Source organism: Pseudomonas sp. 3HC3 (genome assembly GCF_044904505.1).
Taxonomy (GTDB): domain Bacteria; phylum Pseudomonadota; class Gammaproteobacteria; order Pseudomonadales; family Pseudomonadaceae; genus Aquipseudomonas; species Aquipseudomonas putida_Y.
Map to the genome: position 1 here is coordinate 103,490 of NZ_JADDRH010000004.1, position 15,032 is coordinate 118,521.

A 15,032-nucleotide genomic window follows, 5' to 3' on the forward strand; every position below is an offset into this window, starting at 1 on the left:
CGGCCTCAGTCGACCAGTTTTGGCAACAGCCGGTCCAGCCGCTGATGCAAGGCACTGCCATTGGGCCAGTTGCGCAGCAGCCGTGCCCGGTCACGGGCATAGGCCGGTGCGAAGCTGAGCTGGGTGGCATGCTGGCACATGGCATCAAGGTCGATCAGCGACCACTGGCCGTTGTGCCAGAACAGGTTATGGCCTTTGAAGTCGCCGTGGCTGATGCGCTCGCGAATCAGCTGCTGCATCACGTGCACCAAGGCATCCACCTGCTCCTCGGGCGCATCGCCGCTTTCGACGTAGGGCGCGAAGCATGCCGTCAGGTCCGGGCCGTCGACATACTCGGTGACCAGGTAGGCACGGCTGCGCAGGCCCAGCACCCGCTGTTCCAGCACCGCGAGGGGGCGTGGCGTGGCGATGTCGAGGAACTCCAGGCGGTGGCCTTCAATCCAGGAATGCCAGGCCCGGCTCGGGCGCCAGAAGCGCTTGAACCAATGCGCGGTGTTCTTGATGTTGTAGCGCTTGATCACCAACTGGCGACCATTGACCTCGATGCGTGCCACGCTGGCAGCGCCACCGGTCTTGTACAAATGGCCCTTGTCGATCAGCGTATCGGCCTGCTCCAGCACAGGCTGCATGGCCTCGACTTCACTGCGGCGGATCGCCTGCAAGCCCGAGAGGGTGCGCTGGACGCTGAACAGGCTGCACTCGCGGCCAGCCTTGTCCAGATAGTCCTTCTGGCGCCAGTTGCGCACCTTGTCCACCTGCTTCTGCAGGGCTTCCAGCGGCAACGCATGCTCGGCGTTGGCCAACAGGTAATGCACCAGCAGCTCTTCTATGAACGGCTCCAGGCGCTTGGGCAACTGGGCGAAGAATACCCCGAGGTTTTCCAGCACGCGTGGACGCGACAACTGCTGACCGGGTGTTTCCGCCCTTATGCCCGCACCATCGATCAGATACAGCTTGCCGGCATGGCGCAGCAGGTTGTCCAGGTGCAGGTCTTCCTGCCAAAGGCCTTGAGCGTGCATGCGCGCCACAGCCGTGAGCGCTTCGCCCAGTACCAGGTGCTGCTCGTCCGCCAGCACTGGCAGTTTTTCCACTGCGGCCCAGGCATCGGCCAGGCTTTGGGCACCGTCAAGGAACTCGAACAGCAGCCAGCCGCCCTCGCCTTCCTTGAGGCCGTCGGCCAGTAGCTTCGGCGTGGTCAGGCCTTGTTCGGCCAGCAATTTCACACCCTGCAGTTCGCGCTGGAAATGCCGTGCGGCGTTACCACCGACCAGCAACTTCGCCAGCACCGGTGTACCACGCCAGACACCAGCGCCCACATAACGCTGGCCCGGCAACACGCGCAGCAGGCTGAGCAATTGCAAGTCGGCGCTGCCGGCGGCATCAACCAACGTGATGCTCAGGGGCAGCGATGGGCTGCGCCCGGCATCCTTCAATTCAGACAAACGCATCAGCGGGCCTCTTTTTCACGACGGCGTTGCGTCAACCGTTGCAGCCAGGTATCGACCAGCGCGCCGTCGGCGGGCTGCCCCAGGTAGGTAGCCAGCAAAGTACGTACATCCTGCACGCTCCACGCCTGGGCGCGGCGCAGCAGTGGCTCCAGGTCCTTGAGACGGTCACGCATGCCGAGCAACAGGGGACGGGTCTTTTCCAGGTCGATCAGTTGCGCATCCCAGCCGTCGCGCCGTTGGCGCAAGAAAATGTGCTTGGGGTAGAAGCAGCCATGCACCTGCCCGGCACTGTGCAGGGTACGCGCCAGCTGGCCGCAGGCCTGCAGGATGCCGGTGCGCTCGGCCTCACCCAACCGCGGCCATTGCGCCAGCAGGCTTTCGAGGTCGGCCCATTCGTCCAGAGCGCGGGTCATCAGGATGGCCCGGTGTTTGCCACCCTGCTTGCGCTCGCCGTAGAACACCGCCTGCAATGCCGGAATGCGCAGCTTCTGGTAGCGACTGATGTTGCGGAATTCCCGGGCAAAGGTGGGCTCGCCGAACGGCCGGTGCAACGTCCGGGTCAGGTAGTCGCTCTGGCGCTTGAGGTAGTAGCCCTTGCCTTCGAGTTCCAGACGGAAGACGCTGCTCCAGCCACCACGGCCGGTGTTGGGTTCGTCCACAGCATCAAGTTGCAGCGCCCACAGCGCCTCGAAGTCGTCCAGGCCATGGCGCTTGAGCAGCGCGAGGTCCGCGCTGGCCAGGTAATCGGTCATTCCCTTCCCTCGAAAAAGCCCAGTACCCGACGAATGCGCTTCTTGTCACGCACATTCAGCCGGTCACGGCCACGGTATTGCAGGTAGAAGCGCAGGCGCTGGGTAGCTGACAGGTGGTATTTGGCCACTTTGTCCAGGCATGCCAGGTCCTTGATCATCCGGTGGCGCCACATGAATCCGCGCCAGAAGTCGCCGGTGGGGCAGTCGATGAAGAATAGCGTGCCCTGGTCATCGACCAGCAGGTTGCGCCACTTCAAATCGTTATGGGCGAAGCGGTGCTCGTGCATGACCCGGGTATGGCGCGCCAGTTGACGGCTGATATGGTCGACCCAGGTGCGGTCGGCCAAGCGCGGATCGTTTTGTTCGGCCAGGGCCGACAGGTCTTCGGTGCGCGGCAGTTCACGGGTGATCATCGCGCCACGGCCAAAGGCCAGGCCGTTGCGCTCCAGGCCCCAGGCCACGACTTCGGCGGTGGGGATACCCCATTTTGCGAATTGCTTGAGGTTTTGCCATTCGGCCTTGATGCGTGGCCGCCCCAGGTACCGTCGCATGTGCTTGCCGGCCCCGGTGTAGCGCTTGACGTAGTAGTTGATCCCGTCACGTTCGATGCGTACCACCTCACTGAGCGGGTCGCGGGTCAGGCGTTCGCCCTGGAGGGCGAATACCGCATCAAGGCTGCCGAAGTCCGCCGCCAGGTGTTCGTAACCCGGCGCCAGTGTCCAACTCGCCATCAGAGTGCATCCCCATAGCGTTGCTTGCGATCGTAGAGTTTCTGGGCCTTGCGCTCCAGCCAGGCGAGCAGCGCAGCTTCGTCCTTCAGCACCTGCCGCAGTGGACGCTGGAAGTAACCGCGCAGGAAGCGCAGCTTGTCGCGTTGGGTCAGGCCGATGTCCAAGGCCGAAAAGTACAGCGCAGCCAGGTCCTTGTCGCGCCAGCGGCGGCTGATTCTGGCACGGGTTTGCGCCCGGTGCAGGTCGATCACCGACAGCTTGAAGTCATCCGCCGTCACCGGTCGGTCGGTGTGCAGCAGGAAATGGCAGATGTAGCAATCGCGGTGGTTGACCCCGGCGCGGTGCATGCCGCCGGTCATCTTCGCCACCTCGGCGATAAGTGCACGCTTAAGACGCGGCTCGGGCGGCTGCTTGACCCAGTCGATACTGAAGTCTTCCAGGCTGATGGTCGGCGCCAGTTCTTCAGTGATGATGAATGAGTGCTGCGTGGCCGGGTTGCTGCCACGCTCGCCGTAGGCGACTGCGGTCATGGTCGGCACATCCACCTCGTGCAGGCGCTGGATCGCCCGCCATTCCTGGCCGGCACCGAGCACCGGCAGCTTGGCGGTGAACAGGTTCTTGAAGATCTCGCCCCAGCCGATGCCGCGGTGGATCTTGACGAAAAAGCCCTCGCCAGCCACTTCGGTGCGCAGCGTGCGGCGCCCTTCCAGCTCGCGATAGACCTCGCCTTGCAGCGCCTCCACGGCGTCGAAGGCATCACGCCCGGCCCACAGGCGTTTGAAGGGTTCGGCCAATATCAGCTTCATGCGGTTTTTTGCCCCAGGATCACGTCGGCAGCATGCTGCGGCATGCTGTACAGATCGGCGCTATCAGCAAATGCCAGGCCATTGCGCGACCAGCTGGCGCGGGCCTGCGGGTCTTCGAGCATGCGCTGCAGGTAGCCGTTGAGCTGCTCTTGTTCGAACGGCTCATCCAGCACCAGGCCGCTGTCGGCCTCGGCAATGTAGTGGGCATAACCGCACACCTTGGACACCAGCACCGGCAAGCCGGCGACCAACGCTTCGAGCAGCACCGTACCGGTATTCTCGTTGTAAGCCGGGTGAATCAGCAGGTCGGCGCCCAACAGGAAGCGCGGGATGTCGCTACGGCCCTTGAGGAACTGCACCTGGTCGCCCAGGCCCAGGGTAGCGCTTTGCAGCTGAAATACCTTGGGGTCGTCCTGGCCGATCACCATCAGCCTGGTGCGTTTGCGCAGGGCTGACGGCAGCGCGGCCAGTGCCTTGAGGCTGCGGTCCACGCCTTTGGTCTTGAAGCCTGAGCCAATCTGCACCAGCAGCAGGTCGTCATCCCCCAGGTTGAATTCCTTGCGGAATTCGGCGCGGATCTCGGCGGCATTGGCCGGCGCCCGGCGATCCTGGGAAATGCCTGGCGGCAGCAGGTGGAAACGTTCTACCGGGGTGCCGTAATGCTTGATGAACAGCGGCTGCTGCACTTCGGAAATCATCAGCACTTCGGTATGGGCGTCCTTGGCGAACACCGCACGCTCGTACTCGGCAAAGTGCCGGTAGCGGCCCCAGCGGCGGTACAAACCGCCTCGCAGGGTCTGCGCCTTGTCTTCGAAGCAGCCGTCGGCGGCATAGTACACGTCCAGCCCCGGCATCTTGTTGAAGCCGATCAGGCGGTCGACCGGGCGCTTGGCCAGGTCGGCGGCCATCCAGGCACTGAGCTTCTCGTTGCGGCGGTGGTTGAAAATCGCCTTCACCGGCGCCACCAGCACTTCGAAGCCCGGCGGAATGTCACCCTCCCAGATCAGCGTGTACACGCGGATCTGGTGGCCCCGCTTCTGGCATTCCAGGGCAATGCGCATGAAATCGCGCTGCAGCCCGCCGAAGGGGAAATATTTGTAAAGCACGAAAGCCAGTTGCATCAACGGACATCCTCAGCCAGCAGCAACGCGCTCAAGCGGCTCGCCACATGCTCGGGATTCAGGCGAGTGAAGCACAGCGGCCACTCGCGTTTCAGATCGAACCGGGCCAGGTCATCGGCGCCCGGTTTGTAGGTGCACTTCTTCTGCAGGCAGGGAGCGCAAGGCCAGTCACTGGCTTGGTGAATCTGGGTCCGTCCGTAGGCGCCAGTCAGGCCCGGGTTGGTAGGGCCAAACAGCGAAAGGGTGGGCACATCGAGTGCCGCCGCCAGGTGGCCAAGGCCGGTGTCGACCGCCACGCAGGCCTTTGCCGCCGCCAGAACACGAGCGACGCCGGCAAGGTTCAATTTGGGGAGCACCTGACAGTTGTTCAAGCCTTGGGCAATTCGCTCGGCACGCGCCTTCTCGGCCGGATTACCCCAGGGCAGGCGCACTTCCAGCTTGCGCCGGCCCATGCGCTCGGCCAGTTCGCGCCAGTAGGCTTCGGGCCAGTGCTTGGTCGCCCAGGTGGTACCATGCAGGAACACCACATAGGGCGCAGCCGGCGGCAGTTGCAGGCGGTCGAGGTCCAGGCCGTAGTTGCCGATGCCTTCCGGCAGATCATAGGCCAGGGCCATGGCAAACAGCTGGCGTACCCGCTCCACCGCGTGCTGGCCGGTAGCGACCGACAGAGGTCGGTCGTAGAAGCGGCTCGCCCAGCCTTCGCGCGCCGAGTAGCGGTCCAGGCCGGCGACGGGTGCCTTCACGTAACGGGTCAACCAGGCCGACTTGACCAGGCCCTGGGCGTCGATCACAAGGTCGTATTTGCGCTCGCGCACGCGCTGCTTGAACGCCTTCCACTCGCCACTCTTGATGGTTTGCCAGAGGTTCTTGCGCCAGCGACGGATCGCCACCGGGATGACCTGGTCGACCGCAGGGTGCCAACTGGGGATTTCGGCGAAGCCTTCTTCCACCACCCAATCGAAACGGATGCCGGGAATGGCATGGGCGGCATCGGTAAGCGCCGGCAGGGTGTGAATTACATCCCCCAGCGACGAGGTCTTGATGATCAGTACCCGCACTTAGTCGACCTCGGCCACGGTATCGATCAGGTCCGGTCCGCTGAGGCTGTGCAGGGCGGCGATCACTTTGCCCGGTTCCAGCAGACGCAGGCAATTGTAATGGCCGAAGCGACAAGTGCGGTCAAAGCACGGGCTGCACTCGATACCGGTGCGCACCACTTCCACTTGTTCGGCCAGCGGCGGGGTGAAGCCGGGTGAAGTCGAGCCGTACACCGCCACCAATGGACGGTTCAGCGCAGCGGCCACGTGCATCAGGCCGGAGTCGTTGGACACCACGGCATGGGCGCAGGACATCAGGTCGATGGCCTCAGCCAGCGAGGTCTCACCGGCCAGGTTGTACGACTCTTCACGGATCCCCGGAATCAGCCGGTCGCGGATCTGCTCACCGACCGGGTGATCGTTCTTCGAGCCGAACAGCCACACTTGCCAGCCTTGGCGAATCATCGCATCGGCCACAGCGGCATAGTGCTCTGCCGGCCAGCGCTTGGCTTCGCCAAACTCGGCGCCAGGGCACAGCGCCAGTACCGGACGGTCCAGTTCCAGCCCGAACTTGGCCAGGGCGGCGTCGCGGCTTTGCGCTTCGATCTGCAGGTTGGGACGCGGGTATGGCTGCGGCAGCTCGGCGCCGGGCGCGTATGCCAGGGCCATGAAGCGCTCGATCATCAGCGGATAGCGGGCCTTGTCCAGCTTGCGCACATCGTTTAGCAGGCCGAAGCGCATTTCACCCCGCCAGCCGGTGCGTTTGGGAATGCCTGCAAAAAAGGGCACCAGCGCCGACTTGAGCGAGTTGGGCAGCAGGATGGCCTGGTCGTACTGGCCGGCCAGGGACTTGCCGATGCCCCGCCGCGTGGCCAACTCCAGCGCACCGTGGCCGAGCGGGAAGCTCAAGGCCTGACGCACTTCAGGCATGCGCTCGAGGATCGGCCGGCTCCATTCAGGGGCCAGCACGTCGATCACGCAGTCGGGGTGCTGCTGTTTCAGGCACTGGAACAGGGTCTGCGCCATTACCATGTCGCCGACCCAGCTGGGGCCAATGATCAGTATTCTCATGCTTAGTCCAGAAACGCTCGGGGAGGCTACAGGCTGCGGTACAGCCTGGCCTCCCCTCTTTATATTCAGGCTATGTGGCGGACAGTGTACCACTCACATGGCCTATTCGCGGGCAAGCCCACTCCCACAGGGATTGCACACTGCTCAGGGCCTGTGCAGTACCTGTGGGAGCGGGCTTGCCCGCGAACAAGCCAACACGGTATCAGCTTAAGCCCAACTCACCCCAGATCCGCCGCACTTCACGGCGTTCATCGGCAAACTGCGCCGCATCAATCACCCCGGCCTGCTTCTGCAAGGCCTGGCGGTGGGAGGCCGAGCGGAACGCCTTGTACACTTCACGCAACAGCACCGCGTCACTGGCCGGCATCAAGTTCGCCTGCTCCAGCTCTTCCAGAATGCGGATGTTATCGGTCCATCGCAGTAGGGCCGGATGGTCATGGGACCAGGCCAAAGCGGCGTATTGCACCATAAATTCGATATCGACGATACCGCCGGCATCCTGCTTGATATCGAAGGGTACACCTGCGTCGAAGGCGTTCGCCGCAGTACCGGCAGCCGTAGCCTTGGTACCGAGGTTGTCACGCATCTTGGCGCGCATTTCACTCACCTCGCCGCGCAGCTTTTCCAGGTCGCGCGCCTGGCCCAGTACCTTGGCACGCACACCTTCGAATGCCGCACCCACCTGCTTGCAACCCACCAGCACGCGGGCCCGTACCAGCGCCTGGTGTTCCCAGGTCCAGGCTTCGTTCTGCTGGTAGCGCTCGAAGGCGCCCAGCGAGCTGACCAGCAGGCCCGAGGCGCCGGACGGGCGCAGGCGCATATCCACGTCGTACAGTTGGCCCGAGTTGGTCTGGGTGGTCAGCAAGTGGATGATGCGCTGCCCCAGACGCGTGAAGAACTGCGCACTGTCGATAGGCTTCGCACCGTCCGTTTCCGCCTGCGGATCGCCGTCATGGATGAAGACCAGGTCCAGGTCCGAACCGTGGCCCAGCTCCAGGCCGCCCATCTTGCCGTAACCGATGATGATGAAACCCGGGTCGCACAGGCTGCCGTCGCTGCGCTTGGGTTGGCCGTGGCGGGCCACGGTCTGGCGCCAGGCCAGGGCCAGCACCTGGTCGAGGATGGCTTCAGCCAGCCAGGTCAGGTAGTCGCTGACTTTCATCAACGGCAGATTGCCGCTGATTTCCGAGGCGGCCACGCGCAGGCTGTGGGCCAGCTTGAAATGGCGCAGCGCTTCCATCTGCTGCTCCAGGTCGTCTTCGGGGATACGCGTCAGGCGCTCGCGCAGCTCGCTGGCCAGTTCTGGCGCCAGGGGCGGGCTGAACAAGCGGCCCTCATTGAGCAGTTCGTCGAGCAGCAACGGGTAAAGGGCAATCTGCTCGGCAATCCACGGGCTGGCGGCGCACAGCGTCAGCAAACGGCGCAAGGCACCGGGGTTTTCGGTCAGCAGTACCAGGTAGGCCGAACGCCGTGCCACCGCCTCGACCAATGGCAGCACCCGCTCCAGCACCAGGTCGGGGTTGTCATGCTCCACCGCCTGGGCCAACAGCCGTGGGATGAACGCGTCAAGTCGCTCACGGCCGATGCGCTGCATCGAGCGCAACTGCGGGCTGGAACGCAGCCCGGCCAGGCGCCGCAAGGCTTCGGCGGGTTGCTTGAAGCCAGCCTCTTGCAATTGCCGGCCAGCGGCTTCTTCATCCTGCGCCTGCTCCCACAACGGCGACCACTCGCCACCCACCACCAGTTCGCCTTCGCCGTCTTCATCATCCGGGTCGGCAATGACCTGGCGGAAATGCCAGTCGATGCGGCCACGCCAGTACATCAACTGGTCATGGAAGCTCTGCCAGTCGGCAAAGCCGAGCATGTAGGCCACTCGTGCCTGATCGGTCTCACCTTCCGGCAACATTTGCGTCTGGCGGTCGGCGATGGCCTGGATGGCGTGCTCGGTGTACCGCAGGAACTCATAGCCCTCGCGCAACTCGGCCACCACTGCTGGCGGCAGGTAGCCTTGGCCTTCGAGGGTGGCCAGCACCTTGAGCAACGGCCGCTGCTGCAGGCTGAGGTCACGCCCGCCGTGGATCAGCTGGAAGGCCTGGGCGATGAACTCCACTTCGCGAATACCACCGGCACCCAGCTTGATGTTCTCGGCCATGCCCTTGCGCCGCACTTCCTGCTGGATCAGCTGCTTCATGGTGCGCAGCGCTTCGATTGCGGAAAAGTCCAGGTAGCGGCGGTACACGAACGGGCGGAGCATTTCCTGCAACTGCGCGCCGGCCGCCTGGTCGCCGGCCACCACCCGCGCCTTGATCATCGCGTAACGTTCCCAGTCGCGGCCCTGGTCCTGGTAGTACTGCTCCAGTGCATTGAAGCTGAGCACCAGGGCACCCGCCGAACCATAGGGACGCAGGCGCATGTCAACGCGGAATACAAAGCCGTCGACAGTAACCGGGTCCAGCGCCTTGATCAGCCTTTGGCCCAGGCGCGTGAAGAACTCCTGGTTGTCCAGCGAGCGCTTCACCCCTTCGGTTTCACCGCCCTCGGGGAAACCGAAGATCAGGTCGATGTCCGACGACAGGTTAAGCTCTACCGCTCCCAACTTGCCCATGCCCAGCACCACCATGTGCTGCGGCTGGCCGCTGCGGTTGCCGATGGGTGTCCCGAACTGCTGGCAATGGCGCGGGTACAGCCATTGGTAGGCTTCGTCGATGGCCGCATCGGCAAGGTCCGACAGGTCCCGGCAGGTTTCGCAAAGTTCCGCCTGACGGGTAATGTCGCGCCAGATAATGCGCAGTTGCTGGCGGTTGCGCGCGCGGCGCAGGTTGCGCGCCAGTTCGTCCTCGCTCTGTGCTGCCTGGGCCGTTGCGGCGATTTGCCCGCGCAGCTCACCCGGGGCGTAACGCCGTTCCAGCTCGCCACTGGCCAGCAGGGCAAACAGCATGGCGGGCTCGCGCTGGGCCAGGCTGAGCACGAATTCACTGGCAGCAGCCACTTGGTCGAACTGCTGCCGGTGCAGCGGGCTCCAGGCCTGCAGGTCGAGTTCGGGGTGGCCGGCGACGGCATCGCTGATGAACTGCTGGTTGCGAGTGACCAGCGGCTGCAAGATGGCGGGCAGATCGGAGGGCAAAGGTAGGCGCATGGTCTATCCTTGATCGGCGTGAAATAGAGGGGAGAAAGCGGCCAAGGGGAAGCCGGACCACGGTTGGACTGTCGTACAAAAGTTGGAAATAGCTGAAAAAAATGAAAACTTGGCAACAAACATCAAGAACCACCCGTTCGCGACACAATGCCAACCAACATGAACGTTTTTCCTCACAAGCCAAGGTGCGACCAAACGTCGCACAAATGTAGTTTTACTACTACTCGTGTCGTGTAAAAGCATGAAATGCGAAAGCAAATGTAGTAAAACTACAACGCGCCGGAAGACACCCCGGTAATCCAAGAATTCACGACGTCTGCCCATAAGGCCAGTCGCAATCTCAGGCAATCGATTCTGGTTGCCTTTCCGCCCTGGAGCAAGCCATGCAAGACCTCGATCCAATCGAAACCCAGGAATGGCTGGATGCCCTGGAGTCGGTCCTCGACAAAGAAGGCGAAGACCGCGCTCATTACCTGATGACCCGTATGGGCGAGCTGGCCACCCGTAGTGGCTCCCAGCTGCCGTATGCGATCACCACGCCATACCGCAACACCATCCCTGTCACCCACGAAGCACGCATGCCTGGCGACCTGTTCATGGAACGCCGCATTCGCTCGATGGTGCGTTGGAACGCGCTGGCCATGGTCATGCGCACCAACCTGAAAGACTCGGACCTGGGCGGACACATCTCTAGCTTCGCCTCCAGTGCCACCCTGTACGACATCGGCTTCAACTACTTCTTCCAGGCCCCTACCGAAGAACACGGCGGCGACCTGGTCTTCTTCCAGGGCCACGCTTCGCCAGGCGTCTACGCCCGTGCCTTCATGGAAGGCCGCATCAGCGAAGACCAGATGAACAACTTCCGTCAGGAAGTGGACGGCAACGGCCTGTCTTCGTACCCACACCCATGGTTGATGCCTGACTTCTGGCAGTTCCCGACCGTTTCGATGGGTCTGGGCCCGATCCAGGCGATCTACCAGGCTCGCTTCATGAAGTACCTGGAAGCCCGTGGCTTCATCCCGGCCGGCAAGCAGAAAGTCTGGTGCTTCATGGGCGACGGTGAATGCGACGAGCCGGAATCCCTGGGTGCAATCGCCCTGGCCGGCCGCGAGAAGCTGGACAACCTGATCTTCGTCATCAACTGCAACCTGCAGCGCCTCGACGGCCCGGTTCGCGGCAACGGCAAGATCATCCAGGAACTCGAAGGCGTGTTCCGTGGCGGTGGCTGGAACGTCAACAAAGTCGTCTGGGGCCGTTTCTGGGACCCACTGCTGGCCAAGGACACCAACGGTGCCCTGCAGCGCCGCATGGACGAAGTCATCGACGGCGAATACCAGAACTACAAAGCCAAAGACGGCGCGTACGTTCGCGAGCACTTCTTCAACACCCCGGAACTCAAGGCCATGGTCGAAGACCTGTCCGACGAAGAGATCTGGAAGCTCAACCGTGGCGGTCACGACCCGTACAAGGTCTACGCGGCGTATCACCAGGCTGTTAACCACAAAGAGCAGCCGACCGTCATCCTGGCCAAGACCATCAAGGGTTACGGCACCGGTGCTGGCGAAGCCAAGAACACCGCGCACAACACCAAGAAGGTCGACGTCGACAGCCTGCGTCACTTCCGTGACCGCTTCGACATCCCGGTCAAGGATGCCGACCTGGAGAACCTGCCGTTCTTCAAGCCGGAAGAAGGTTCTGCCGAAGCCAAGTACCTGGCCGAGCGCCGTGCTGCCCTGGGCGGTTTCGTGCCACAGCGCCGTGCCAAGAGCTTCAGCGTGCCGACCCCGCCACTGGAAACGCTGAAAGCGATCCTGGACGGCTCGGGCGACCGCGAAATCTCCACCACCATGGCCTTCGTGCGTATTCTGGCGCAGCTGGTCAAGGACAAGGACATTGGCCAGCGCATCGTCCCGATCATCCCGGACGAAGCCCGTACCTTCGGTATGGAAGGCATGTTCCGCCAGTTGGGCATCTACTCGTCGGTCGGCCAGCTCTACGAGCCAGTCGATAAAGACCAGGTGATGTTCTACCGCGAAGACAAGAAGGGCCAGATCCTCGAGGAAGGCATCAACGAAGCCGGCGCCATGTCGTCGTTCATCGCTGCCGGTACCTCGTACAGCTGCCACAACCAGCCGATGCTGCCGTTCTACATCTTCTACTCGATGTTCGGTTTCCAGCGTATTGGCGACCTGGCCTGGGCCGCTGGCGACAGCCGCACCCGTGGCTTCCTGATCGGCGGTACCGCCGGCCGTACCACCCTCAACGGTGAAGGCCTGCAGCACGAAGACGGTCACAGCCACATGATGGCGGGCACCATCCCGAACTGCCGCACCTACGATCCGACCTACGGCTACGAGCTGGCGGTGATCATCCAGGACGGCATGAAGAAGATGACCGAAGAGCAACAGGACATCTTCTACTACATCACCGTGATGAACGAATCCTACCAGCAGCCAGCCATGCCGGCCGGTGTCGAGGAAGGCATCATCAAGGGCATGTACCTGCTGGAAGAGGACACCCGCGAAGCCGCACACCACGTACAGCTGATGGGCTCCGGCACCATCCTGCGCGAAGTCCGCGAAGCCGCGAAGATCCTGCGTGACGAGTTCAACGTCGGTGCCGACGTATGGAGCGTCACCAGCTTCAACGAACTGCGTCGCGACGGCCTGGCCGTGGAACGCGCCAACCGCCTGAAGCCTGGCCAGAAGCCACAGCAGACCTACGTCGAGCAGTGCCTGAACGGTCGCAAAGGCCCGGTCATCGCCTCTACCGACTACATGAAGCTGTTCGCCGAGCAGATTCGCCAGTGGGTACCGAGCAAAGAGTTCAAAGTCCTGGGTACCGACGGTTACGGTCGCAGCGACAGCCGCAAGAAGCTGCGTCACTTCTTCGAAGTCGACCGCCACTTCGTAGTGCTGGCTGCCCTGGAAGCCCTGGCTGACCGTGGCGAGATCGAACCCAAGGTTGTTGCAGACGCTATCGTCAAGTTCGGTATCGACCCGGACAAGCGCAACCCACTGGACTGCTGAGGAGTATTTTTAAGTGAGCGAACTCATTCGCGTACCTGACATCGGCAGCGGTGAAGGTGAAATCATCGAGCTGTTCGTCAAGGTCGGTGACCGTATCGAGGCTGACCAGAGCCTGCTGACCCTGGAGTCCGACAAGGCCTCCATGGAAATCCCGGCTCCCAAGGCCGGCGTCATCAAGGAGCTGAAGGTCAAGCTGGGCGACCGCCTGAAAGAAGGCGACGAGCTGCTGGTCCTGGAAGCCGAGGGCGCCGCTGCTGCGGCCCCTGAGGCGCCAGCTGCTGCCGCTCCAGCTCAGGCAGCTGCGCCGGCTCCGGCCGCCGAAGCCGCCCCTGCTCCGGCTGCAGCTCCGGCTGCCGCCAGCGTGCAGGACATCCACGTGCCGGACATCGGTTCGTCGGGCAAGGCCAAGATCATCGAAGTGCTGGTCAAAGTCGGCGACACCGTCGAAGCTGACCAGTCGCTGATTACCCTGGAGTCCGACAAGGCCTCCATGGAAATCCCGTCGCCGGCCGCTGGCGTGGTCGAAGAAGTACTGTGCAAGCTGGAAGACGAAGTCGGCACTGGCGACCTGATCTTCAAGCTGAAAGTGGCGGGTGCCGCCCCGGCTGCCGCACCGGCTGCTGCTCCTGCACCAGCCAAGGCTGAGGCTGCTCCGGCTGCCGCACCTGCCGCTGCCGCACCGGCTGCTGCCCCTGCACCGGCTGCGACCGCACCAGCCGCTGGCAGCAATGCCAAGGTTCACGCAGGCCCCGCTGTTCGTCAGCTGGCCCGTGAATTCGGTGTCGAGCTGGGTGCAGTTGCTGCCACCGGCCCGCACGGTCGCATCCTGAAAGAAGACGTGCAGGTCTACGTCAAGGCCATGATGCAGAAGGCCAAGGAAGCGCCGGCAGCCGCCGGCGCAACCGGCGGCGCCGGCATCCCGCCAATCCCTGCCGTGGACTTCAGCAAGTTCGGTGAAGTGGAAGAAGTGGCCCTGACCCGCCTGATGCAGGTCGGTGCTGCCAACCTGCACCGCAGCTGGTTGAACGTGCCGCACGTCACCCAGTTCGACTCCGCCGACATCACCGAGCTGGAAGCCTTCCGCGTTGCGCAGAAGGCCGTGGCCGAGAAGGCTGGGGTGAAGCTGACCGTGCTGCCACTGCTGCTCAAGGCCTGCGCCTTCCTGCTCAAGGAACTGCCGGACTTCAACAGCTCGCTGGCGCCAAGCGGCAAGGCCATCATCCGCAAGAAGTACGTGCACATCGGCTTCGCCGTGGACACCCCGGACGGCCTGCTGGTCCCTGTGATCAAGAACGTCGACCAGAAGAGCCTGCTGCGACTGGCTGCCGAAGCCGCTGCACTGGCTGAGAAGGCTCGCACCAAGAAGCTGTCGGCCGACGAGATGCAAGGCGCTTGCTTCACCATCTCCAGCCTCGGCCACATTGGCGGCACCGGCTTCACGCCGATCGTCAATGCGCCGGAAGTGGCTATCCTGGGCGTCTCCAAGGCGACCATGCAGCCAGTCTGGGATGGCAAGGCCTTCCAGCCAAAGCTGATGCTGCCGCTGTCGCTGTCCTACGATCACCGTGTGATCAACGGCGCTGCCGCCGCGCGCTTCACCAAGCGCCTGGGCGACGTGCTGGGCGATATCCGCACCATGCTGCTGTAAGGCAACACACTGCCCCTTCTTGCGAGGGGCAGTTCCCTTTTCGAGCTGCCACGCTCGTACCTCAACCCCGTCGATTGGCGGGGCTTTTTTTTGCCCGACGACAAGGTTCTTGCGCCTGAGGGATCGAGCGGCGAAAAATCAAGGCGAACTACAGATTCCCGCCCATCAGCCGATAACCCGTCTACAGCATCGCGCATGGCCGCTTGCCAGCCCTCGGGACATGATGCAACCTTGCCAAATCCGCCGCAGCCAC

The 15,032-nt window shown here is 63.2% G+C and carries 10 protein-coding genes; 2 read left to right on the forward strand and 8 right to left on the reverse strand.

Features of this window, described 5'->3' with window-relative positions; genetic code table 11:
• Positions 1 to 5 precede the first annotated feature (5 nt).
• The 8 genes from INQ47_RS09445 to glnE form a co-directional block, all read right to left on the reverse strand.
• On the reverse strand, positions 6 to 1,448 hold the full coding sequence (locus tag INQ47_RS09445; RefSeq protein ID WP_404701569.1) for a lipopolysaccharide kinase InaA family protein: 1,443 nt from the start codon (positions 1,446 to 1,448) through the stop codon (positions 6 to 8).
• Positions 1,448 to 2,200, reverse strand: coding sequence for a lipopolysaccharide kinase InaA family protein (locus tag INQ47_RS09450; protein WP_021782670.1), 753 nt, complete (start codon positions 2,198 to 2,200; stop codon positions 1,448 to 1,450). The genes INQ47_RS09445 and INQ47_RS09450 overlap by 1 nt, the downstream gene beginning before the upstream one ends.
• Positions 2,197 to 2,931: a lipopolysaccharide kinase InaA family protein gene (locus tag INQ47_RS09455; protein WP_021782669.1), complete on the reverse strand. Its 735-nt coding sequence runs from the start codon at positions 2,929 to 2,931 to the stop codon at positions 2,197 to 2,199. The genes INQ47_RS09450 and INQ47_RS09455 overlap by 4 nt, the downstream gene beginning before the upstream one ends.
• On the reverse strand, positions 2,931 to 3,737 hold the full coding sequence (gene rfaP, locus INQ47_RS09460; protein ID WP_404701570.1) for a lipopolysaccharide core heptose(I) kinase RfaP: 807 nt from the start codon (positions 3,735 to 3,737) through the stop codon (positions 2,931 to 2,933). The genes INQ47_RS09455 and rfaP overlap by 1 nt, the downstream gene beginning before the upstream one ends.
• Positions 3,734 to 4,858 carry a glycosyltransferase family 4 protein gene (locus tag INQ47_RS09465; protein ID WP_010951696.1) on the reverse strand — a complete coding sequence of 375 codons (1,125 nt, stop codon included), beginning with the start codon at positions 4,856 to 4,858 and terminating at the stop codon, positions 3,734 to 3,736. The genes rfaP and INQ47_RS09465 overlap by 4 nt, the downstream gene beginning before the upstream one ends.
• The gene (gene waaC / locus INQ47_RS09470; protein WP_252461501.1) at positions 4,858 to 5,916 is read right to left on the reverse strand and encodes a lipopolysaccharide heptosyltransferase I; all 1,059 of its coding nucleotides are present in this window, start codon (positions 5,914 to 5,916) and stop codon (positions 4,858 to 4,860) included. Before waaC ends, INQ47_RS09465 begins: the two co-directional genes overlap by 1 nt.
• Positions 5,917 to 6,966, reverse strand: a complete 1,050-nt coding sequence (waaF, locus tag INQ47_RS09475; RefSeq protein WP_404701571.1) for a lipopolysaccharide heptosyltransferase II — start codon at positions 6,964 to 6,966, stop codon at positions 5,917 to 5,919.
• 202 nt (positions 6,967 to 7,168) lie between these two features.
• The gene (glnE, locus tag INQ47_RS09480) at positions 7,169 to 10,102 is read right to left on the reverse strand and encodes a bifunctional [glutamate--ammonia ligase]-adenylyl-L-tyrosine phosphorylase/[glutamate--ammonia-ligase] adenylyltransferase (protein ID WP_404701572.1); all 2,934 of its coding nucleotides are present in this window, start codon (positions 10,100 to 10,102) and stop codon (positions 7,169 to 7,171) included.
• Positions 10,103 to 10,485: 383 nt separating this feature from the next.
• On the opposite strand from glnE, the gene aceE reads away from it, so the two are divergent.
• Together aceE and aceF are read left to right on the forward strand one after the other, a co-directional pair.
• Positions 10,486 to 13,131: a pyruvate dehydrogenase (acetyl-transferring), homodimeric type gene (gene aceE, locus INQ47_RS09485; protein WP_404701573.1), complete on the forward strand. Its 2,646-nt coding sequence runs from the start codon at positions 10,486 to 10,488 to the stop codon at positions 13,129 to 13,131.
• A gap of 13 nt (positions 13,132 to 13,144) precedes the next feature.
• Entirely contained in the window at positions 13,145 to 14,779 is a 1,635-nt protein-coding gene (gene aceF / locus INQ47_RS09490; protein WP_404701574.1) for a dihydrolipoyllysine-residue acetyltransferase, read from the forward strand.
• Positions 14,780 to 15,032 lie beyond the last annotated feature (253 nt).